General features: G+C 62.3%; 23 protein-coding genes. 7 read left to right on the forward strand and 16 right to left on the reverse strand.

Annotation, left to right across the window (positions count from 1 at the left end; all coding sequences use genetic code 11):
• Positions 1-9 precede the first annotated feature (9 nt).
• Positions 10-618 carry a GNAT family N-acetyltransferase gene (locus GJR98_RS09140; protein ID WP_151137534.1) on the reverse strand — a complete coding sequence of 203 codons (609 nt, stop codon included), beginning with the start codon at positions 616-618 and terminating at the stop codon, positions 10-12.
• A 58-nt stretch (positions 619-676) separates the two neighbouring features.
• Here GJR98_RS09140 and GJR98_RS09145 point away from each other — a divergent pair, with 58 nt between their 5' ends.
• Positions 677-1,258 (forward strand): class I SAM-dependent methyltransferase, encoded by a 582-nt coding sequence (locus tag GJR98_RS09145; RefSeq protein ID WP_151137536.1) that lies wholly within the window; start codon positions 677-679, stop codon positions 1,256-1,258.
• Positions 1,259-1,279: 21 nt separating this feature from the next.
• A complete protein-coding gene (locus GJR98_RS09150) occupies positions 1,280-1,696 on the forward strand; it encodes a DUF3054 domain-containing protein (protein WP_151137538.1) in 417 nt (138 codons plus the stop codon).
• A 29-nt stretch (positions 1,697-1,725) separates the two neighbouring features.
• Here GJR98_RS09150 and GJR98_RS09155 read toward each other — a convergent pair whose 3' ends face one another.
• On the reverse strand, positions 1,726-3,069 hold the full coding sequence (locus GJR98_RS09155) for an MFS transporter (RefSeq protein WP_151137540.1): 1,344 nt from the start codon (positions 3,067-3,069) through the stop codon (positions 1,726-1,728).
• Positions 3,070-3,301: 232 nt separating this feature from the next.
• Between GJR98_RS09155 and GJR98_RS09160 the strand changes: the two genes are divergently transcribed.
• The gene (locus tag GJR98_RS09160; protein WP_151137542.1) at positions 3,302-3,550 is read left to right on the forward strand and encodes a hypothetical protein; all 249 of its coding nucleotides are present in this window, start codon (positions 3,302-3,304) and stop codon (positions 3,548-3,550) included.
• 72 nt (positions 3,551-3,622) lie between these two features.
• Positions 3,623-4,621, forward strand: a complete 999-nt coding sequence (locus tag GJR98_RS09165) for an ornithine cyclodeaminase family protein (RefSeq protein ID WP_151137544.1) — start codon at positions 3,623-3,625, stop codon at positions 4,619-4,621.
• A 61-nt stretch (positions 4,622-4,682) separates the two neighbouring features.
• Here GJR98_RS09165 and GJR98_RS09170 read toward each other — a convergent pair whose 3' ends face one another.
• The 6 genes from GJR98_RS09170 to rqcH all read right to left on the reverse strand — a co-directional run bounded on the left by GJR98_RS09170 (position 4,683) and on the right by rqcH (position 10,952).
• Positions 4,683-5,234: a hypothetical protein gene (locus tag GJR98_RS09170; protein WP_151137546.1), complete on the reverse strand. Its 552-nt coding sequence runs from the start codon at positions 5,232-5,234 to the stop codon at positions 4,683-4,685.
• A 252-nt stretch (positions 5,235-5,486) separates the two neighbouring features.
• Entirely contained in the window at positions 5,487-5,897 is a 411-nt protein-coding gene (locus GJR98_RS09175; RefSeq protein WP_151139417.1) for a hypothetical protein, read from the reverse strand.
• Positions 5,898-6,042: 145 nt separating this feature from the next.
• On the reverse strand, positions 6,043-7,113 hold the full coding sequence (locus GJR98_RS09180; protein WP_151137548.1) for an mRNA surveillance protein pelota: 1,071 nt from the start codon (positions 7,111-7,113) through the stop codon (positions 6,043-6,045).
• Positions 7,114-7,158: 45 nt separating this feature from the next.
• Positions 7,159-7,854, reverse strand: a complete 696-nt coding sequence (locus GJR98_RS09185) for a DUF4013 domain-containing protein (RefSeq protein WP_151137550.1) — start codon at positions 7,852-7,854, stop codon at positions 7,159-7,161.
• A gap of 67 nt (positions 7,855-7,921) precedes the next feature.
• A complete protein-coding gene (locus GJR98_RS09190; protein WP_151137552.1) occupies positions 7,922-8,632 on the reverse strand; it encodes a DUF4013 domain-containing protein in 711 nt (236 codons plus the stop codon).
• Positions 8,633-8,846: 214 nt separating this feature from the next.
• Positions 8,847-10,952: a ribosome rescue protein RqcH gene (rqcH, locus tag GJR98_RS09195; RefSeq protein WP_151137554.1), complete on the reverse strand. Its 2,106-nt coding sequence runs from the start codon at positions 10,950-10,952 to the stop codon at positions 8,847-8,849.
• A 97-nt stretch (positions 10,953-11,049) separates the two neighbouring features.
• Between rqcH and GJR98_RS09200 the strand changes: the two genes are divergently transcribed.
• Together GJR98_RS09200 and GJR98_RS09205 are read left to right on the forward strand one after the other, a co-directional pair.
• A complete protein-coding gene (locus tag GJR98_RS09200; RefSeq protein ID WP_151137556.1) occupies positions 11,050-12,411 on the forward strand; it encodes a hypothetical protein in 1,362 nt (453 codons plus the stop codon).
• Positions 12,408-12,851, forward strand: a complete 444-nt coding sequence (locus tag GJR98_RS09205; RefSeq protein ID WP_151137558.1) for a GNAT family N-acetyltransferase — start codon at positions 12,408-12,410, stop codon at positions 12,849-12,851. The genes GJR98_RS09200 and GJR98_RS09205 overlap by 4 nt, the downstream gene beginning before the upstream one ends.
• 37 nt (positions 12,852-12,888) lie before the next feature.
• Here the strand turns inward: GJR98_RS09205 and GJR98_RS09210 are convergent, their stop codons facing one another.
• The 8 genes from GJR98_RS09210 to GJR98_RS09245 all read right to left on the reverse strand — a co-directional run bounded on the left by GJR98_RS09210 (position 12,889) and on the right by GJR98_RS09245 (position 21,061).
• Positions 12,889-14,079, reverse strand: a complete 1,191-nt coding sequence (locus GJR98_RS09210; RefSeq protein ID WP_151137560.1) for a mechanosensitive ion channel family protein — start codon at positions 14,077-14,079, stop codon at positions 12,889-12,891.
• Positions 14,080-14,177: 98 nt separating this feature from the next.
• Entirely contained in the window at positions 14,178-14,390 is a 213-nt protein-coding gene (locus GJR98_RS09215; RefSeq protein ID WP_151137562.1) for a hypothetical protein, read from the reverse strand.
• A gap of 109 nt (positions 14,391-14,499) precedes the next feature.
• Positions 14,500-16,146, reverse strand: coding sequence for a tRNA uridine(34) 5-carboxymethylaminomethyl modification radical SAM/GNAT enzyme Elp3 (locus GJR98_RS09220; protein ID WP_191965443.1), 1,647 nt, complete (start codon positions 16,144-16,146; stop codon positions 14,500-14,502).
• Positions 16,147-16,230: 84 nt separating this feature from the next.
• Positions 16,231-16,917, reverse strand: coding sequence for a 2'-5' RNA ligase family protein (locus GJR98_RS09225; RefSeq protein WP_151137566.1), 687 nt, complete (start codon positions 16,915-16,917; stop codon positions 16,231-16,233).
• 55 nt (positions 16,918-16,972) lie between these two features.
• The gene (locus GJR98_RS09230; protein ID WP_151137568.1) at positions 16,973-19,093 is read right to left on the reverse strand and encodes a DHH family phosphoesterase; all 2,121 of its coding nucleotides are present in this window, start codon (positions 19,091-19,093) and stop codon (positions 16,973-16,975) included.
• A gap of 101 nt (positions 19,094-19,194) precedes the next feature.
• Entirely contained in the window at positions 19,195-19,797 is a 603-nt protein-coding gene (locus GJR98_RS09235; RefSeq protein WP_151137570.1) for a YIP1 family protein, read from the reverse strand.
• 8 nt (positions 19,798-19,805) lie between these two features.
• Positions 19,806-20,393, reverse strand: a complete 588-nt coding sequence (locus tag GJR98_RS09240) for a thymidine kinase (protein WP_151137572.1) — start codon at positions 20,391-20,393, stop codon at positions 19,806-19,808.
• Positions 20,394-20,482: 89 nt separating this feature from the next.
• Entirely contained in the window at positions 20,483-21,061 is a 579-nt protein-coding gene (locus tag GJR98_RS09245) for an NADPH-dependent FMN reductase (protein WP_151137575.1), read from the reverse strand.
• 97 nt (positions 21,062-21,158) lie between these two features.
• Between GJR98_RS09245 and GJR98_RS09250 the strand changes: the two genes are divergently transcribed.
• Positions 21,159-21,500: a DsrE family protein gene (locus GJR98_RS09250; protein ID WP_151137579.1), complete on the forward strand. Its 342-nt coding sequence runs from the start codon at positions 21,159-21,161 to the stop codon at positions 21,498-21,500.

Here is a 21,500-nt window from a genome sequence, read left to right on the forward strand (position 1 = left end):
CTCGAACTCTCATCCACGCTCGACCGTGGGCGGGTCTGCGCCCTCACGGGCCGCGAGGAACGCCTGCTCTCTTTCACCGAGGTCGCGGGCACGATAGCGGTCGAGTCCCGACTGGTACGTCTCGCGTGAGACCGATGCTGGCGCTGCCGCCGGGCGTTCCAAGACGAGTTCGGCCATCCCCGTCTCCCGACCAGTGAACCCGAAGCCCGCTTTGTGGCACGCCTCGTACGCGAAGGGATTGTTCGTGGCGATTCGGACCGTCTCGTACCCCCGCGATGCGGCGGCCTCGGCGGTTCGTCGCAGGAGTTCCGGGCCGAGTCCCTCCCCTCGTCTGTCTCGTCTGACGGTGACGTATCTGAACCACAGCGTCGTCGGGTCGGTCCGGTCTTCGTTGAACGCGACTGCCGCGACCACGTCCTCCGCCAGCGGGGGCAGTGAGTCGGGGCCACCCGTCGGTGGCGGTCGTTCGTCGTCCAACGGCGGGAGCGGTGTCTCGGTGTCGCGGAGGACCGTTTTCCCCGTCTGCGCCGTGACGAACTTCCCCGCGTAGGAAAACCGTCGATAGTCGAGTCGGAGTCGCGGCCCCTCCTCCGGCCACCCGAGAAGGGCGAAGTCCATAGCTACCCAAGCGCCTCTCCGCGCAAGAACCTTCCCCGGTGGGCGCGTCAAAACGACTATGCACGGCGTTGGCGACGTTCGATTCTTCGACCGAATCGCCCCACTCTACGACCTCGTAATGCCTCCTGCTGAAGCAGAGACGCTCAACGCCGCGCTCGCCCGCGCGGACCACCCCGTCGAGCGCGTCGTCGATATCGGCGGGGGGTCTGGTCGGGCGACGCTCGCGCTCGACGCGCCAGAAAAAGTCGTCCTCGATGTCTCAGCTGGGATGCTCCGTCGCGCACAGAACCGCGGCCTCGACTGCATCCGCGGAGACGCTCGTTCCCTCCCCTTCGCCGACGAGTCGGTCGATGCCGTGACCGTCGTCGACGCGTTCCATCACATGCCGAATCAGCGGACCGTCGCCGAGGAAGTGTATCGAATTCTCGAACCGGGTGGTGTGTTCGCTATCAGTGAGTTCGACCCCGAGACGCCGCTCGGTCGTGGACTCGTCGCCGCCGAGCGAGTCGTCAGATTCGGGTCGTCGTTCGCGTCACCGCGCGAACTCACGCGCTTCCTCGAACGAGTCGGGTTCGAGCCGTCGATCGTGGACACGGGGTTCGAGTACACGGTGGCCGCGAAAAAGCGGGAGAGCCATTAGGGGGGCCACGAATTCACGGGTATGGCAACTTCGACGTCCTTCCTGGAGGAGCGACTCGATGCCGGGGCGTTGCCGCTCGCCGTGGGCGACATCCTCGTCATCTTCCTCCTCGTGACCGTCGGCGTGATTCAACACAATGGCGTGTCGTACCTGTCGACCAACCCGGCGGGATGGGTGCTCACCGCGGTTCCGTTCCTCATCGCGTGGGCCCTCGTCGCGCCCGTATTCGGTGCGTACTCGCCGGGCGCTGCCGAATCGGCGAAGTCGGCCGTCCCGCTCGCGATTCGCTCGTGGCTCGTCGCCGCGATTCTCGGCGCCGTGATTCGCTGGACTCCCCTGTTCGAAGGCGGTGCAGACCCCGTGTTCATCGCGGTCATGCTCGTCCTCGGGTCGCTCGCGCTGGGCGTGTGGCGAACCCTGTACTTCCGAATCGTCTGAAAACGAATTCTCCGTGTCCGTCCTCCCGTTCAGGCGGGAGACGGACGGTTCCGTAACAACGTCACACCGAGGAGCGCAGCGACCGCCGCGAACCCGGCGAGGACGAAGAACAGCGTCGTCGAATCCGCGACGTCGAGGATGTAGCCAGCGATTGCACCACCGAGTGCACCCACGCCGAACACGCCGAGGTAGGTGAAGCCGTACGACAGGCCACGGAGGCCAGCGGGCGTGTATTCGGCGACAGTCGCCTGATAGAATGGCTGGACCGAGAAGAGGAAGAAGCCGAGGAGTGCACAGATTGCCAGCAGTGGCACGACACCGAGAGAGGCGACGGGCAAGAACGCGACTGCGACGACTGCGAGCGCAGTGAACCCGACGACGAGGCCGCGTTCGGTTGGAATCCGGTCGGTGAGTTTTCCGCCGACGTACTGGCCAGCGACGCCGACGGTGAGGAGACCGGCGTACACGAACAGTTCAACGTTGAGGGTGGGTGACGAAGCAGCAGACCCCGGAGCGAGCGCAGCGGGGAGGAGCGTCGCAACTGCGACCGGTTCGATGCCGATGACGCTGCCGATGAGGTCGGGAAGGAACGTCGTGACGCCCCGGTAGTACAGTCCAGAGAACATCACGATGGCGAAGACGAGAGCGAACCCGCCTGCGAAGAGGGCTTTCGACTCGGAAACGAACTCACCGAACGACGAGACGCCCGTGGAGGCTTTGCTGTCGCCGGCTCCCCCACTGCCGTCCGCTGCTGCGACGGCGGCCTGTTCTTCGAAGTTGGCACGCGTCGCGAATACGGCAGCGACGAGTGCTGGAATCGCGAGGACGCCAGCGACGACGTGCCAGTCGAAAAAGAGCAACAAGAGTGCCGTGAGGAACGGGCCGAACCCGATACCGAGGTTGCCAGCGATTCCGTGGTACGCGAACCCAGTCCCGCGTTCTTCGACCCCCGTACTGATGAGGCTGAGACCCGCGGGGTGGTAGACACTCGCTGCGGCACCCCAGACGACGAGGGCGAGAGCGACCACGACGAGATTCGGTGCTGCAGCGAGGAGGATGAACGACCCGGACATCCCGACGAGACAGGCGACGATGAGTCGTTTCGAGCCGATACGGTCGACGAGGATGCCGCCGGGAAGCGCGCCGAGGCCGAACAACGCGAACCCGAGTCCGACCATCACGCCCAACGACGCGGTCGTGACGGCGAACGTCGAGAGACCGAGGTCGATGGTGGTATACTCACGTAACCAGATAGAGACGAAGATTGGAATCGACAGTTCGTAGGTGTGGACCATCCCGTGGGCGACCATCACCAGAGCAACGATTGACCGGTCGTTACGATTCACGTGGAGTCGCACGAGTCCAACATGCATAACCGTGTGGAGTCGCGGCAGATGCCGCGCACGAGAAGTGTGTACTGAATGTTCAAACGACACAATACAGATTTTTTCATCTTCGTGATTATCATTATTTTTTATAATACCGCTCACGTCTGGCGGTTTTAATTCTATAAGTTATGAGAATAGAATACAGAAGTAATGGGGAGAATATCAGTCATCTATGGGAAAGAACTATACCAGTTACAGTCGTATAATAATACATATTATGACCGGATATTACGACTACATTCTTGGGCTCATCCCGCTCGCACTCATCGGAATCACTGGCACACTCGTCCTTGCCGGGTTGCAGTTGACCACAGCTGTCCCGATGGCCGCCGGCGTGTCCGCACTCCTCACCGGCCACGCCCTCTTCGTGAACGGCCCATCGACGCCCACGCCAGTCCACCGACGAACCGAGCACTCCGGTCCCGTCGACGCCGCACCTGCACCGTCCGTTCTCGACGCCGACTAATTTCACTCACTGCGCCGACCGACCGCCGGTTCGGCCCGCAGGGTTTTGACCGCAGGTCACGTGTTTTCGCCCATGACAGAGACATTGTTCCTCACGAGCGACGACGTGAGTGGCTTGGCGACAGTCGCCGACTACGTCGATGCCGTCCGCGAGGGCTACAGACAACGCGGTAACGGGGCACCTGCGGAACCGCGGACGAAACTCCTCAACCGAGAGCCTCCGGGGATGTTCACCACCTACGCGGCCGTCCTCCCCGAGACGGGGGCCATGGGCGGATACATGTACTCTGCTGGCTTCGGCGAGACGGACGCGTGGTTCATGACGCCGCTCTTCGACGCCGAGTCGGGCAAGCCCCTCGCGCTCCTCGACGGCGCGAGTATGAACCCGTTCAAGACCGGCGCAGCAGGTGGCGTCGCCGTCGACGTCCTCGCTCGGGAAGACGCATCGACCGTCGCGGTCATCGGGAGTGGGGCACAGGCGAAGGGCCAACTTCGCGCAATCGACGCGGTTCGTGACCTCGAGACGGTCTGGGTCTACTCCCCGACGAAAGCAAACCGTGAACAGTTCGCCGGAGAGATGGACCGCGTCCTCGACGCGAGCGTCGCGGCCGTCGCCTCCAGTGCCGCTGCAGTCGAAGGGGCAGATATCGTCGTGACGGCGACAACCGCAGCAGAACCGGTGTTCGACGGCGACTTGCTCGAACCGGGTACCCACGTCACTGCGATGGGGCAGTACCACCCGAAGAAGCGAGAACTCGACACGACGGCCATCGAGCGCGCGAAGTACGTTCCCGACTTGCGCGAGCGCGCAACCATGGACGCCGGGTCGTTCCTCGCCGCCCTCGAAGCGGGTGTCGTCGACGAAGACCACATCTACGCCGAACTCGGTGACATCGTCGCCGGCGCGGTTCCCGGCCGCGAAGACGACGAGGAGATTACCGTCTTCGACAGCGGTGGCACGGGTATCGAAACGGTCGCTGCGGCGTACATGCTGTACGAGAAAGCCCGTGACGAGGGACTCGGGACGACCATCGACTTCTCACCCGCGAGCGAGTCGCTGACTGGGGAGTAGGCAGCGCCTGAGCAGTCTCCAGAGTTCACAAAAATAGCCCACCGCGGGCGTCAGTACTGTTTCAGAACGTGTTTGGCCACGGCCGGGGGAAGTCTTCCGGAAGTTCGGTGGTTCCGGGTGCATCCGCAACACGTTCCGGGACGATGGGGCACAGGACCACGGTTCCGGGCTTCGTAATCGTGACCAGACCTGCGACTTCCGCGTCTCGGATATCTTCGACGTCGTCGAAGAGCGCCTCCGGATAGTGGGCCGAGACGTACGGCGAGTTTGCTATGTCTGTCACGTACTTCCCCGGTGCCGTTTTGACGAGGTTGACGTTCCAGTGCGGCGAATAGCCGGATTCGCCGGGGATGAATTCCACGACTTGCGCCTGCCACTCTCGGTCACCACCGATGAGGAAGATGTCGTTCTCACCGCGTTCTGTCACCCCTTTTTCTACTCCCTTGGCGATGTAGTAGATTTCCTCTCCTTCGTACCATCCGTTCGCGACCTCGACTCTCGCTGCTGCGGTACCGGTCGCACCGACGCCGAGGGCGAGTCCCCCGACAACCAGTCCTGATGTTCGCAGGAACCGGCGACGCGTCGGTCTACTGTTCTGTGTCTCGTTGGTCATTGTCGTTCACCAATCCGCTCGACGAGTCGGGCGAGAGCGTTTCTGCCCACCTGTCGAGTAAGTGAATCAGCGACGGATGAAGTGATAGCTGTTTTTCAAGATTACACAACAGTCTGTTCTGGTTCTCTTCCAAATCAGGAGCAAGTGTGGTCTCAACAGTCCGTATCGAGTGAATTACTGGTGGTGCGTTTCGGTGCGAGACTCTCGACAACGGCCCAGAAGTCGTCGACAGCACGAACGAATCGCGGCCTGTCACACCGTCAGTCGCGCAACCCGCTCGACTGCCTCGACGACGAACGGGAGGAGGGCCAACGCGCCGGTGACGACGACTGCAGGGACGATGACGCCCGCCCAGAACCATCCGAAGTGGACCTGTGCTGCGGCACCGAGCAGTGAGGTGCCACCGACGACGAGACTGTAGTACGCAGAGCGAACGGGAAGCGTCGGCAGATGCCCGGGACGAGGCCACGAGCCAGTCGAGACGTACTCACCGCGGTAGGTTCCGACGGCCGCAGCGCTCACAGTGAGTGCCGTGAGGCCAGACAACGACACCGCTTCCGGTGGCGTCGCGGCCAAGAGCATCCAGAGTATCGGGATGGCGAGCACCGACACCTCCCACGCGGCGAAGAACACCTGGTCGAGCCATCGGTCGACCCGCTTCATGGTCTTCGGTAACGCACCTAGAGACACACTGTACTGTTGGTGTCGGGAAGCTAAACGGTTGCTCCGAGTAGACGCAGCTGTACCCAACCGAGAACGAACGACGACTTCGAATTTGTGGCCTGCCGGCGGTGAACACCGGGAATTCTTACTGCAGGCGGTACCGGAGAATCGCGGCGATGCCGCCGAGGTTCTTCAACTGCTCACCGGGTTGGAACTCCGCAGAGAAGACGGTCACCTCACCGCCTTTCTGTTCGACCGAGTCGATGATGTCGTTCACGTCGATGTCCCAGTCGCCCTCGCCCTGGCGCTCTGCACGGAGTCGAGAGTCGAGCAGAAGCAGGTTCTCGATTGCGCCGTAGTCGGCCGCTTCGGCCACCTGTTGGACGCCGTAGGCGGCCTTCGCGCCGGTCGAGATGTTCTCCATCAACTCGTCGATGAGGTTCGCTTCCTCGGCGATACGTGTCTGCTTCTGTACGTCGTCGACGGCGCCGCGTTTGAGCACCTCGTGGACGCCGCGGTCACCCACACCGGCAGTGTCGACGGTGGTGACGATGTTCTCGGCCACGTCCGCGTAGTTCTCTTCGAGGTAGTCCATCGCGTCGTTCTTCGTAAAGCCCGGTCCGGCGAGGATGATCGCGTCGACGTCGAGGTGCGAGAGCGCCGACCCGAGTTCGTCGAACAGTTCCGAGCGCGGGCGAGCGTACTCGCCCTTCCCGGTTGGTTTCGTGAGCGACGCGTACTCTTCGGTGCCGTACTGAGCGACCGTGTGAATGTAGGCTGCACCTTCTTCGACCGTCGCGATAGCTACGTCGGGGTTCTCGGCCGCCTCCTCGGCCGTCTCGATGCGGTCGATTTGGTCTGCCTTGAAGTGTTTCTCGATGGTTATCTCGGCGCGTTCTTCGACGTTGATCGTGTGGTGGTGACCGAGTTGGTCCTCGCGGGAACACGAGACGATGACGCCACCGACGCGGAGTCGGTTGGCGAAGCGAGCGAACTCGATATCGTCGACTTCGATGGTGACGTGGAGGTGTTCGCGCTCGCCGCCAGTGTCTCGCATCTGGTCGTCGTCGCGTTGGATACGACGAGTCGTGTCACCGGAGACGAGGTCACCCGGTTCGAGTACGTACGAGAGGTGCCAGAGGTCGTCGACGTTCTCGGGGACGAGCGTGATTCGCTCGCGCCCCTCTTCGCCCCGACCGCGGCTAGAGATGCGCATATACGTCCGGTCGTCGCGGAACGGAAAAGAGTCCTGCTATCGTGGCTACCAGCTCGCCTGTTTGCCGGCACCGTCGGCGTAGCCTCGTGCCCACAGATAGTACGTCGTTACCTGCACGTAGAACAGGACGAAGACACCGACGAGGATAATCGAGAGGAGCCCACCGACGGTCCCGAGGACGACGGCGACCACGATTGCCAGCAGCCACGCGATGGCGTACTCACCCGTGAAGGCACCGCTGACGATGGTCCGGACGTCGAAGCCAGCACTGAGGGTTCCCTCGATTGCGAAGTTCGCTCCTGCGGCAGGGACGAGGTAGCCAACGAGGAGCGAGAGGGCGAACACGAGCAGTCCACCGACCGCCGTGAGGAGGAGGAGACCGATGTTGAGGCTTGGTTCCGGTGCTGGCACAGACCCCGGTTGTGAGGTTACCTCTGCGACGGTGAACGTCCCGAACGCGAAGACGACGGCAAAGATGACCGACGGGACGATGGCGATGAGCGACCAGACGAGCGTCACGACGAACAGTTTCAGTCCATCGACGATGAGGCCGCCCCAGTCAGTGAACGACGGTGCTGCGTCCTCACCCCGTGCAGCGGCCCGCATGGCCCTGACGAAGTAGCCCTGCAAGATAATCGCCGGGAGGATGAGCACAGAGAGCAGCGAGAGAACACCGCCGATAATCGTAGTCGCAACCCAGTCGTCGCTTCGCGTGAGGAACTGCAGTGCGTCGGAGAGCATCGTGAGAATGTGTCGCTCCGCTAGTGGCTTAGATATACCGTCGAAAATTCGATTTTTGACTGACAGCTCAGACGGCGGGTTGTTCGCCCGGCATCTCGCCTTCGTCCATCATCTCGATGTCGTGGAGTTCGCCCCACGTCGTGCCGATGATGTAGTAGGCAGCGACAGCAGCGTAGAACGTCACGAACGCGCCGACGACGAAGCCGAGCAGCGGGATGATGTTCAGGATGCCGACGATGAGGGACGCCGCGAACAGCACGACGAACGCCGTGAGCCACGCAGTCGCGTACTTACCCGAGGTCAGGATGGGACGGAGTTCACCGAACTCGAACGCCGCACCCATGCGGTCGGTCTCTGCGTAGTTCGCGAGGGCCGCCGGGATGAGGTACGCGGCGAGGATGCCGAGGACGAACGCCACGAGGAGACCGAGGAGGCCGACGAGGCCACCAAAGACACCAGCAGCGTCAGAGCCGCCACCTGCGACCGCGCCAAGGGCGCCGATGAAGGCGAACGCGATGAAGATGGCTAACGGGATGAGGGCATACACGAACATGATCGCGAAGCCTTTCAGCCCGTCTATCAACATGTCGCCCCAGTCGTCGAATTCGGGCGGTCGTTCGTCACCACGCATCGTCGTCCGGACGACCCGCAGGAGGTAGCCGATGACGATGAACGAGGGGATGATGAGGAAGCTCAACAGGCCGAGTACACCGCCGATGAGGACTGTCTTTACCCAGTCTTCTCCATTGCGGAGGTAATTGATTGATTCTGAAAGCATCGGAATTCACCGAGCGCCGCAACCCGACCATTGAGGCATCGAGCCAACTGGTCACAAGTAGGTAATACGCATGCGCTCGAGAATCATTACGGTGAGAAAGTATATAATCTTGCACCAAAGGTTCTCGAATAATGGACAGTTAATCCATCATTCTGGTGAAATTCGGAGTCAAGTGGTGAACTGACTGTTCGGTTATCGAACGCCCTCGGCGAGATTACTCGTCGAGGATGTCACTCCCACCCGGTGGGAGGAACTCCTGAATCTGGTCGGGTGATGCGATTTTTCTGACGAACGATTTGTCTTTGAATCGCTCGCGGAGGCGACGGTAACAGAGTTTTGCGGCGTCGTTTTGGGCATACTGGCCGGGCGTGAGCGTGAGCATCGTCTCCGTGCGCGTCTCGATTGCCGACGGTGGCCCTCCGACGACGCGCGTCTCGTCTTCACACTGGATGCCGACCGCGACCTTGGCCGGGATGTCGTCGAAGTAGCGCCGGTCGCCCCGAATGACGAAGCTCCCTTTCTCTATGTACTCGCCCGATTCGGGCGTCTTCGACACCTGCGAAGGCTCGACCATGTAGGCGTCGTCGGCGAATCGTCCCTCTTTCCAGATGGAGGAGTACGACACGGCGAACTGTGCGGCCTCCCGAAGCGTCTCTTCGGAGAAGTCCACTTTCTCGGCGGGTTCGCTCGGCCCGGTGGCTTTCAGGAGGGTGACGGGACCACCGTGTGCCTGCGTGTGGAAGAAGCGGTCGTACTTGCTCATGTACTTCTTCACCAACTCCTCGTTCTGGTCTGCGTTGCGGCCGCCCACGACGAGGTAGCCGTCGGACGTGTGGAACCAGCGGAAGCGCTCGAACCAGTGTTCCGTGGACTTGACCGGGACCGAACTGAGCGAGAGCCAATCGGTCTCTTCGGGTTCCTCGTCTTCCGTCTCGTCCGTATCTGAATCCTCGGCCTCCCACTCGTCGCGACGGCGTTTTGCTGCCTCTAACTCCTCGCGAGTGTCTTCGATAGCCGCGAGCGCACCCTCTTTCTTCTCTTGGATGCGCTTGGCCTCGGTGTACAGGCGGTTGGCGTTCTTCTCGACACCCATCGAGACGTCGACGGTGACCGTGGTGTCGTCGAGGGCGATGGTGACCGTCCCGTTCGCCCCATCGACGTTCGTGACTGCTTCGGCCGCTGGAATCCCTTGCTCGGCGCCGTCTTCGAGTTTCGTGGCGATGTCGTCCCATGGAACGCCCTGTTCACGGGCACCCCGAACGGTCGAGATGACGTCGTCCACCAAGTCGTAGTTGGCGTAGAGGAGTTCGGCGCGCTGTCGTTCTTCCTGTGCCTGTTCGTCGAAGCCTTCGATCGCCTGTTCTTGCTGTTCGATGATGCGCTCTTGTTTGGCGATTTGCGCTTCGAAGTCGGGGCGGTTGGAGGCCGCCTCTTGCTCGTCAGCGGTCAAATCGAGGCGGAAGAAGTACTCGTCGAGCGCCTCGTTGAACGTGTCGTAGGCCTCTTCGTCGTAGCCCTCGTTCTGGTGTTCTTGCAGTGGGAAGGGAGTCACGTCGACGACTGCCTCGTCGTCGTCGAGGTAGATTCGTGGGTCGAACTCGCCGGACCGAACCTGGTGGCGGAGTTCGACGATGGCGTCGTAGATGGCGTCGTAGTCCTCGTCCGTCGCGTCGGCGATGTCGAGGGTCTTGTCTACACCCGCACGGGTGCACACTTCCTCGGCGTAGAGGCCACCGAGATTCAGTTGCGTCGCGATGGTGCGGACGACGTCGGTGTCCGACTGTTCCATGTGGCGGCCGAGGGCGTCGCGACTGATGGTCAGTGGGTCGAGGCGAGAAGAGGGATACTCGTACTGCGACCCTGGTGCGACGGTCCGCGACTTGAGACGGACTGTCTCCAGACTGCGGACGACGTCCCCCGTCTCGTCGAGGATGGCGATGTTTCCTTGCCCAAAGAGTTCGACGACGATTTTCGTGTTCTCGTCGCCGCGTTCGAACGAGAACGTGAGGATGCGGTCGAACTCGTACTGCTCGACGCCGGCGAAGTCGGCCCCGCTGAGTCGGTTGCGGAGCATCATCGCGAAGTTCGGCGGTCGGCCGGGGGCGTCCGGAACGTGCTCTTGTGCAGCGAGGTGTGCGCGTTTGATGTCGCCGACTTCCAAGAGGAGTTCGAGACGGCCACGGTCGAAGTCCCGCATCTTGAGGCGAAGCAGGTCGTCGCCGTAGAGGTACGCCTTGTCGACCTTCGCACCCTCGTACCGGTTCAACTCGGTGACGAGAGCCGCGAGGTCGACGCTCGTGAGTTCCCGCTTCGGGTCCATGGACTCGCTTTTTGTCGGCGAAGGAAAAGGGGTGTCGTTTCGGCAGGTCGGTTCGCGGGAGAAGACACTTACCACCGTGTCTAGATGTGTCGGATAGATGACTGCCCGCACTGTTCTCTTCGCCCTCCTCCTCGTCGCGGCCGTGTTCCCGGCCGCGATGGGACCGGCAGCGGCCAGTTCGCCGCCAGAACCAGTCTGTGGCGTCTGTAGCGGCCCGTTCGAGAGCGCCGCACGCGACGCAGGTATCGACCTCACCGTCGAATCCAGCCATCTCCACGTCTCGGTCGGTGACGACGGAACGGGTCAGTGGACTGCCCTCGTCACCGTCGACGAACAGTCCGCTGCAACCTTCCACGAGAATCCCGACCAACTCGAGCGGGCGGTTCGACAGACGTTCGAGAGCCATCGCGTGTTCGTCGACGACCCACAGAACCTCGACAGCCGAATCCACGACCGAACCGTCATCGTCACCTTCGAGGTTCCGGAGATGACGACACAGGCCTACGGCGACGTACTCCTCATCGACTACTTCAACGCCGATGGCAACACGCGGTCCGTCTACGTCGACACCGACGAATTCACCGTCCAGGGTCCCGACGGGACCGTGCTCGTCAACGACCCGCCGAGACTGCATACTGGCTTCGAGAAGTCAGTGACGTGGGTCACCGGACCGGAAGACAACCTGTACATCGACGACGAAACCTACCTCGCGTTCGCCCCCGACCACAGCATCTCGACCCAGATTGCTGCCGATGTGAGTATCGCCGCCGACTCGTCTTCGTATCTGCTTCCGGATCTCGTCGGTGCCGCGCTGTTCCCGACGCTGTTGATGGCACTCGGTGTCGCTGGCGTTCGGTACCTCACGCGACGACTCTCCACAGATACAGAATCGGTGCAGGCACTCGGCTACCTCGTCTCGGGGCTTGGTATGGCGTGGATGGTCGCGCTCGTCGCGCTCGGGATGGTCTCCGGTGGACTCAGCGTGATTGCGTTGACACTCGGCGTACAGTTCGTTTTCGTCGGTCTCGTCGCTGCCAGACGACCAGCGTCGCTCACCTTCTGGCGACTCGTCGCCGTTGCCGTGGTCCCACCCATCGCGGTCGCCACCTTCGTCTCGCTCTTCACGAACACGTCTCAACTGTGGGGCGTTCCGAGCGCGCTTTCGCTCGGCGCGACCGTCGCACTCTTTCTGCCGTTCGGCTACGCCACCCGACGAGAGTTGGACTGGCGTCCATTCGCCGTCGCCATCGTCGCCGCGCCGGTCGTCTTCACTATCCCGACACTGCCCATCGGTGGGTTCGGTCCTGCGTTCATGGCGATGCTGCTCGTCGGGTGGACGCTTCTCACCCTCGCTGCAGGGACGCTCGTGTACCGGCTTGGGTGGGCACTCGGTGGGGAGTCGAACGCGCGGCCTGCTCCGCAATCGTCAGGTAGTCGCCCGCAAAACCACGGGACATGACCGAAACCGAAGTCCGTGTCGTCACGACCGACGCGGAGCGGGAAGACGCATTCGCCGTCCGGAAGGCCGTGTTCGTGGACGAACAGGGTGTCGACGAAGAAATCGAGTGGGACGAGTTCGACGAACCCGACGCCGACGCCGTTCACTTCGTCGCCTATCAGGACGACGAGGCCATCGGCGCGGCCCGACTCCGGGAGTACGAACCCGGTGTTGGAAAAGTCGAACGCGTCGCAGTCCTCGAATCTGCTCGTGGAGCGGGATGGGGCCGTCGACTCATGGAGACGCTAGAATCCGAAGCAGGAACACGGGGATTCGACACGCTCGTACTCCACGGACAGACCTCTGCGGAAGGGTTCTACCACGGACTCGACTACGAGACGACGAGCGACGTGTTCGACGAAGCGGGCATTCCGCACGTGAAGATGGAGAAGTCGTTGTAGGCGACGAAGAGGCCCGAAACGGAGGGCAGTCGCGTCGTCAGTCTTCGTTCGACACAGACCGTTTGACTGGCTGACTCCGGCGTTCGTTCCGAAGTTGGAACCCATCGGCTTCCTCGCGGGCGAGCAGTTCGCGCTGTGGGAAGGGAATCTTGATTCCTTCACGGTCGAACGCCGTCTTGACGCTACGGAGTGCCTCCGCTTTCGCGCGCATTCGCCGCGGTGCCGAGGGGTTCGTAATCCAGAACAGTAACTGGAGGCCGATCGACGAGTCGCCGAACGTCGTCGGCATCACCTGTGGCTCTGGAACGCTCTCGACGAATTCGAGGTCGGAGAGTGCCTCCCGTGCGACTTCTTCTGCGTGGGTGATGTCGGCGTCGTAGTCGATTCCCACGTCCAACCGAAGCCGAAGACGGTTGCGTTTCGTTCGGTTGGTAATCTTGGCGTTCGTCACCCGGTCGTTCGGGAAGACGACCGTCTCACCGTCGGCGTTGCTCAATCGCGTGTTGATGATGGTGATGTCGGTGACGATTCCCTCTGCGTCGTCGATTTGTACCCAGTCGCCGAGTTCGAACGGGCGGGAGAACATCAGGACGAAGCCAGCAATCAGCGAACCAAGTGTCTGTCTCGCAGCCATACCGACCACGATACCGAGGAACCCGGCACCGACGAGGAGACCACCGATTTGGAACTGCCAGACCGTGAGCGTCGCCATCGTGACCGACAGGAGGACGACGACCTGCAGGACGCGGAAGGCGATTCCCTGCTGGTGGGCGTTGATGTTGTCGGAGTTCTTCGCGTACTTCTCCAACTGTTCTTCGAGGATGTTCGTCCCCGCAATCGACCCTGCGAAGAGGACGACTGTCACTCCGATTTTCGCGAGGTTCGGAATCGCAATCGTGAGGATGGAGGCGACATCGTCGGCGAGTCCATTGAATCCCCACAGCAACAGCAACGACAGGCCAACACCGACGAAGACGCCGACCTGAAGCGTTCGCACGACGACTGTGGCCGGGAACATCCACGTCACGTCGGAGACGGCGTCGGGTACTTTCCGATGTTCGAGGACTCGGTTGTGGAACTCTCTCCGCAAGCTTGAGACGAGTCGCGGCGCGAGAAAGAGCGCCGTCCCGAGTGCGAGTGCCACTAGCGCCGCAGAGATGCCGATTCGCTCTTCTGTCGAGACGAACTGCGCGAGTGTCGAACGAAGGTCGTCTACCCACACCTGCATCACTCTTCGCGTCCCCCCTGTTCTTCCATCATACCAGTCAGTCGAGTGAGACAACTAAAACGTGGCGGAGCGTGTATCAGGAGTGAAAATCCACACACTCACCGCTCTTTCAGACCGTCTTCGAGGAGGGAGAGCACCCAGAAAACACACCCAACGAGTATTCCGAGACTGACCAGACCGAGCGCGTACTTCCCCGAACCGAGCGCGTGAAACGTCGACCCGAACGCGAGGAGTCCGAGTATGGCCAAGAGACCACCGAGAACCGCCCGGTGGACCGCGGACGCAAGTTGGTCACTGTGTGACGGAGACATTCTCCCCAAATGGTTGTCGAATTGATAAATAGATTCGTGTTGCGGGCTCGCTTCGCTCACCTCACAAAACCTTGGGAAAAGCACCACCCCCAACGACGAGACGACCGCACTACAATCGCTTCGACACGTATGGGCCGTCCTGATAGTACCCGAGTTTCTCCTTGTAGTACTGCCGGACGCCGATACCCGAGATGACCGAAATCTTGTCGTATCCAGCGTCGCGGGAGAGTTCTTCGGCGTGCGCGAGAAGTTTCTTCCCGAACCCCTTGTGCTGCCAGTCGCCCTGGTCGCCGATTCCGACCTCGGACCCGTAGACGTGGAGTTCACGCACGAGTGCCGAGTTCTGGAGTTCGTTTCGGACGGGGTTACCGGGGAACCGCAGTCGACAGAACCCGATGAGCAGGTCTTCGACGGGGTCTTCGAACGAGATGAAGTGTTCCGTGCCGCCAGCGGCCTCGTAGGTCATCACGTCGAGTTCGACGCGGTCCATGTCCGGGTTGGCCTCGTTCATACCAACCTCGCGGGCGCGGATGTCGCGCGGGACGATTCCCTTCTCTTCGGCTCGTTGTTCGGCGAGTTGCCGAAGGTTGGACTTCCAGACGCCGGCGTCGATGAAGTCCGCGGGGATGTCGCGCTGGACGCGCTGGAGTCTGGTGTACTTCGGAATCATGCCCATCACTTCGCCGACGATGTCCGCGGCCTCCTCGTTGTTCAGCGGTTCGTACTCACCGCGGCGCCACATGTCGTAGGTGATGGTGTCGCGGACGATGAGCGTCGGGTAGATTTTGAGGTAGTCCGGCCGCCAATCGCTGTTCTCGAACAGTTGGCGGAAGTCCTCCAGACACATCTCACGGGTCATTCCGGGTTGCCCCGGCATCATGTGGAACCCGACCTTGAACGCCGAGTCGCGGAGGCGGCGGTTGGCGTCGATAGAGGCCTGTACGCCGTGGCCACGGTGCATCTCGCGGTTGATGCGCTCGTAGGTCGTCTGGACGCCGACTTCGACCTTCGTCGCGCCCAAATCGAGCATCCGGTCTATCTGTTCGGGGTCACACCAGTCGGGTTTGGTCTCGAACGTCGTCCCGATGTTGCGGATGTCGTTCGTCTCGTTCTCCGCGATGACGTCTTCGATGTACTTGAACTCGACATCCTCCGGGTCGGGTTTGAACGACTGGTTCTCTTTGGGTGCTGGCTCTTTCGAGAGGTCGTAGTCGTTCATCGCTTCGAGGGCACGCTTGACGAACCACTCCTGATAGTCGTGGCTCCGGGCGGTCATCGTCCCGCCCATCAAGATGAGTTCGACCTTGTCGACCGGGTGTCCGATGTGCCGGAGTTGTTCGAGTCGGAGTGTGACCTGTCCGTACGGGTCGTAGTCGTTCTGGACGCCACGGGCGGCAGCGGGCTCGTGACCGGTGTACGACTGCGACGAGGAGAACTCACTCGCCGGGCCGCCGGGACAGTAGAGACACTTCCCGTGGGGACACATATGCGGCGAGGTCATGATGGCGACCGGAGAGACACCAGAGGCGGTGCGAACAGGCTTGCGCCGGACGACCTCTTTGACCTCTTCGCGGCGGTCTTTCGGCGCGTACTGCAGAATCTCGGTGTTCTTCGGCACCTTCGGCGAGGAGTGTTCCGAACAGGCGTCGAGTTTGGCTGATTCGAGGTCGTCGCGGTCGACTTCGCCCGCGAGGATGCGCTCGACGAGCGCTTCGCAGGTCCGCTCGAACGCCTCGGACTCGGTGTCGGCGCTCACGGACTCACCTCCCGGGTGGCGACGTGGTGACGGCTCATAGGCCCGAATCGGGTCGTTTCGTGGATAAGCGTGTCGCTCGGGAGTCTACAGTTCGACCCGTCGAATCACGTCGACGTCGTCAGGGGTGTACGCTGTGAGCGGGAGCGAGACGAATTCGAACGCCGATATCGTCGTTTTCGGGAGCCGAATCTCTCGGTTGTTCTGTACCCACGACAGCGCTCGCTCTAACCCATCACCCGTCTCGAAATGTGCGAGCGAGACGTGCGGAACGTAGTCGTCGCCCTCGTACTGGAACGTCGGCACGTCGTCGAGCGACCGAATTCGGTCGTGGATGGTCCTGAATCGACCGCCCGCGTGTGGTTCTGCGAAGACGACAGACGGGAAGGCGTTGAGTCGCCGAATGGAGACCTCGAACGGGTCGATGTCTGCTGTCGCGGCTTCGATGTCGTCTGCGATGCTGTCGAGTGTCTCGGCAGTGATTTCGTCGGGTTCGTCACCCGACTCACTCGGCCCGAACCCAACGAGTTTGAGCGTCACGTGGAGGGTGTCTTCGTCGTCGAGCGAGACGCCCGGAATCGACCCAAGTTCACTACGAATCGGAGAGAGTCCATCGAGAACAGCATCGTCGTCGATTCGCACCCAACAGACGTACTCCTCGGAGAAACCTCGCGCACGCTGGTCGGCAAAGCTACCGCTCTGGAGGATGGGGTCGCTCGCCTGTGTCCGCGACCAGACGGCGTCGTAGTCGGAAGAAGACGAATCCTCGGTCATCCTCGGGGAGAGGCCCCGAACGTGCAAAAAGATGAGGAGGAGTCTGGATTGTCGCTTAGAACTGCTCGGCAGCGGCGTCGAGGACGGCTTCGAGCGCTTCGTCGCGTGCGCCCGAGAGGAACTCGATGCGGCCCTCACGGATGCCGGCAGCGGCGAGACCGGCTGACGGAGCCTTTTCGGCCGCCGATTCGACGACCGCGTGAACGTCGAGGTCGCCCGTGCTGCGCAGGTACAGTTCGTCGGTTCCGAGGGAGACGGTCACGAATTGGTCGCCCTCGCGAGTGCGGCGGTGCAGTTCGTCGACGAGGAGCGCCGTCGGCGGGAAGTCGAAGCGGTGACTGTAGGCGTCGGAGTCGAGGACTGCGACGGAGACACCTTCGACTTCGCGGCGTTCGAGGTTCGCCTGTGCCGTCTCGATTTCGGCTTCGAGCTTGATGCGGAACTGCTCGGAGACGTGTCCGGCGAGTGCCTCGTCGGCGTCGAACAGGAGGTCAGCGATGAGTTCGCGCTTGTCCTGGTACGACTGGTAGTAGGCTTCCAGTGCGATTGCCTCGCGGAGTTCGCGGACGAGGTCGGCGTCGAAGCCGTGGTCCGCAGCGAGGTCGAGGTACTGCTGTGGGCAGTTCTCCCAGTAGCTGACTGCCGGGAGGTGCGAGACGTCGTCGCGGACGTCGTCGTTGACGGCGACGGCGAGCGTCGCGGTCAGCGCACCAACCGAGAGGTCGCTCGCGTCGGCACCCTCACGGGCGGGGTTGACGAGCACGTCGACTTCCTCGTCGACTTCCTCGTCGGCGGGCGCGGCGTCGACGACGACGCGCTCAGAGCCGTAGACACCGAGCAGGCCGAGGCCGTCGAGCGATTCGGCGGTCGAACCCGCACCGAGGAGAAGCACGAGCGGGAGCTTCTCGTCGTGGCGGTCGCGGTCTTCGAGCATCCGCGTCACGTCGTTCGTGGCGGCGTCCATGCCGTAGACGGCCTCTTCGAGCGGACGGCGGGTGAAGTAGTGGTACTCGGCGTCGTCGCGTGGGTGTTCCGCGCGGATGAGCGGGAGCACAGCACGCTCGACAGCGGCGCCGGCGACGTAGCCGTCGGCCGTCGCGGTGTGACGAACGACGATTGGGCGCGATTCGAGGACAGCACGGCGAATTGCCTCGGCAGCGTCGAGCAGCGACTTGCCGACGGCAGCGACCGGTTCGTGGGCCGCGAGCGGTGCGATAGCCTCGGGACGTGCCTCGTCGGAGAGCGCGTCAGCGAGACGCTGCGAGACGGTCTCGGCGTCGTCGCCGTCGAGAATCGTCAGTTCCTCGGTCTCGATTTGGAGTTCGCCGCGGCGGCGTTCGACCTCACCGTCGATGCGGACGTAGTCGCCCACTTCGACTTCGGGGTACGCACGGACGCCTGCTTCGACGAAGGCAGCACAGTCGACGACTGCCGTCTCGTCACGAAGTTCGAAGACGGTTGGCCCGCCAGTCTGACGAACGCTGGCAATCTCGCCTTCGACGCGAACGTCGTCGCCGACGTTGTTCTCGAGGTCGGCAATCGTCACGCGTTCGGGTGCTTCGCCCGCTTCTTCGACGGGTTCTTCTTCGGCCGCCTCGGGTTCGGCCTCCTCGGTCGTCTCCGCGATGTCGTCGACGACGTCTTTCGCGGTCGGTGCGCGGTCTTCGTCGGCCTCGGTGGTCTGCTCAGACTGCTGTTCTGGTTCCGGTTCCGGTTCCGGTTCCGACTCCTGCTCGACGGACTTCGTCACCGCGCCGGCGGGTTTCTTCTTCTTGCCCGAGACTGGCTTCGTCTTGATGACTGCCGAGCCACCACGGCCACCCTCTTTCTCGATGGGTTCGCCGTCGTGGTCGCCGTCGGGGTCGTGGATGCGGGCGCCACGGAACTCGGACTCGGTCTCTCGAATCGACCACCCGAGGTCGACGTTTCCGTTGTCGCGGACGTTCTTGACCTGGACGAACACGTCGTCGCCGGGTTCCCATTCGAGGGTCTCTAAGCGGCGGTCGAGTTCGCTTCGGTGCAGTAAACCAGTCACGTTGGGTGCGAGGTCCACGAAGACACCGAAGTCGGCGTACCCGTCGACGGTGCCTTTGTAGAAACGGCCGGGGACGAGTTGGTGGGGACTATTGCCCCGGAACTCGAACCAGACGTCCTCCTCGTGCGTAATCCAATCCATTGGATTTAGCAAACAACCCCTAACTAAAACGATTGTCGAAAAGCGCTCAGTATAGAGTTGCGCGCGTACGAGCGATTTTCCCCCGATTCGAGCGGTTAAATTTACACCAGCGAGAGTGTCGCCGCGAGCGAAGAAACCGCCTCAAACCCGCCGAAGGCGTAGCCAAAGACGACTCCTGCGGGAACCGCAGATGCCAGCGCCGCCTTCGCGAGCGAAGTCTGATGGACCTCACTGATGCCGATTGCGAGGAGTATGGCACCGTATACCGCACAGAGTGCTCGGAGACCCGGGATGGGAATGCTCGCGAGTGCACACGGTGCGGCGGCGTACGCGATGACCTGCACCGTCTCGCTCACCCCGGCACGGCGCGAGAGAAGTGGAATGAGCAGCGCCGTCTGTATCGCCGCGGTCAAGTGAAGCAGTGCCGGCGCGACGAACAGCGCGATGACCAGCAGTGCAACCACTGCAGAGACGACTGGTCCGCCCTCGATTGCGGGAATCGTCGCTGGAGCAAACGCGTACTGGAGGCTCTGATACACGAGCGCAACCGCAATGGCGAACAGGAGTCCGGGTGCCTGGTCGCCGGGAGCGACGCCGTCACGGAAGAACTGACGGGGGCGAACGAGAACCGCAATCCACGCACGAAAGATGCCGGTAACGCCGCGGTCACGGCCTTCCCGTGGAGTCTCGACCCAAGTAGTCACGCTAGCCTCTAGTCGCGCCGGAGTGTATGACAGTTCCGGCATCGGGCCTCGTAGGACTCCTCGGCACCGACGAGAATCGTCGGGTCGTCGACGTGAGCGGGTTCGCCGTCGATGAGGCGCTGGTTCCGCGACGCCGGTTCTCCGCAGATAGTACAGATTGCCTGCAGTTTGTCCACGTACTCGGCGAGTGCCATCAGTTGCGGAAGTGGTTCGAAGGGTTCGGCGCGGAACGTCTGGTCGGTCCCAGAGACGACGACGCGTTTTCCGTCGGCCGCTAGTTGCTCGCAGACGTCGACCAACTCAGCAGAGAAGAAGTTCGCCTCGTCGATGGCGACGACGTCCTCACCGTTGAGTTCCTCGACGATTTGCCAGACGTCCTCTCCTTCGGACGGCACGATACTGGCCTCCCACGAGCGCCCTGCGTGCGACCCAACCGTCGTCTCACCGTATCGGTCGTCAAGCGAGGGTTTGAATACAGCAATCTCCTGCCCGGCGATTTCGGCGCGTCGGAGGCGTCGAAGTAACTCTTCTGTCTTCCCCGAGAACATAGAGCCAGAGATGACCTCGACCCAGCCACTCTGCGTGATGGCGTGCATATCTCAACAGGGGAACGAGGAGGGTCAAAACGATTGTTCATCTGCGCCGATAGTCACGAAGCGATGACAGTCCCAGAGACGGTTGAACGTCAGTCGTCGGCACCGACGTTCTCGTCGCTCTCGAACGTCGATGGTTCGGGTTCGATGTTGGCGTACACGACAGCGTCACGACCGAGTCGTTCGACGCGTTCGCGGAGCCCGTCGTCGACGAGTTCCTCACCCTCGAACGCCGAAGACACTCGGGGAATCACGGCCTGGTGTGGGAGCACCCACGCGTTCAGCGACCGACAGACAGACCGCAAGTGTTCGAGCGCCGTGACCGGGAACGACCCGCCGGCGACGCCGAGCAGGCCGACGGTCTTGTGACCGAACTCGTCGAAGCCACAGTAGTCGAGGGCGTTCTTGAGGACGCCCGAATACGACCCGTGATACACCGGTGTCCCGAGGATGACTGCGTCAGCATTGTCGATGATGCGGGTGAGTTTGGCCGAGTCGCCCTGCTCGTCGTAGTCGGGGTTCAGCGGCGGCAGGTCGAACTCGCGGAGATCCACGAGTTCGGTCGTCGCACCGGCGGCCTCGGCACCATCGAGGGCGTACTGGAGCGCCAACCGAGTGTAACTGTGGTCGCGGAGACTCCCGACGATGGCGACCACGTGCGTCTGTTCCATACGCTTCCCATCGGGTCGGTGGTAAAAACACCGTCGGCCAACTGTGTAACCGCCGCACGGGCGCAAGAGACACGGACCCCGCCTTCGAAGGGAGGTCATGAACGCCGTCTTCCACGTAACCAGCGGAACCGTCGACGAGGTTCGACACGCCATCAGCAACGTCGAAAACCTCCTCGCCGACGACACAGTCGACACCGAATCGGTCACCCTTCTCGCCAACGGTGACGCCGTCTACTTCCTCCTCGACTCGTCTCCACTCGCACCCCGTGTCGAGTCGCTCGTCGCAGACGGTGTCCGCTGTCGTGTCTGCAGTAACTCGCTCGATGGCCGCGACCTCGACGTCGATGCGTTCGTCGACGGCGTCGAAGCGGTCCCATCCGGCGTCGGTGAACTCGTGAAGCGACAGTCTGCGGGCGACGCGTATCTGAAAGTTCCGTAG

Origin of the sequence: Haloferax marinisediminis (genome assembly GCF_009674585.1) — an archaeon.
GTDB classification, from domain to species: Archaea; Halobacteriota; Halobacteria; order Halobacteriales; family Haloferacaceae; genus Haloferax; species Haloferax marinisediminis.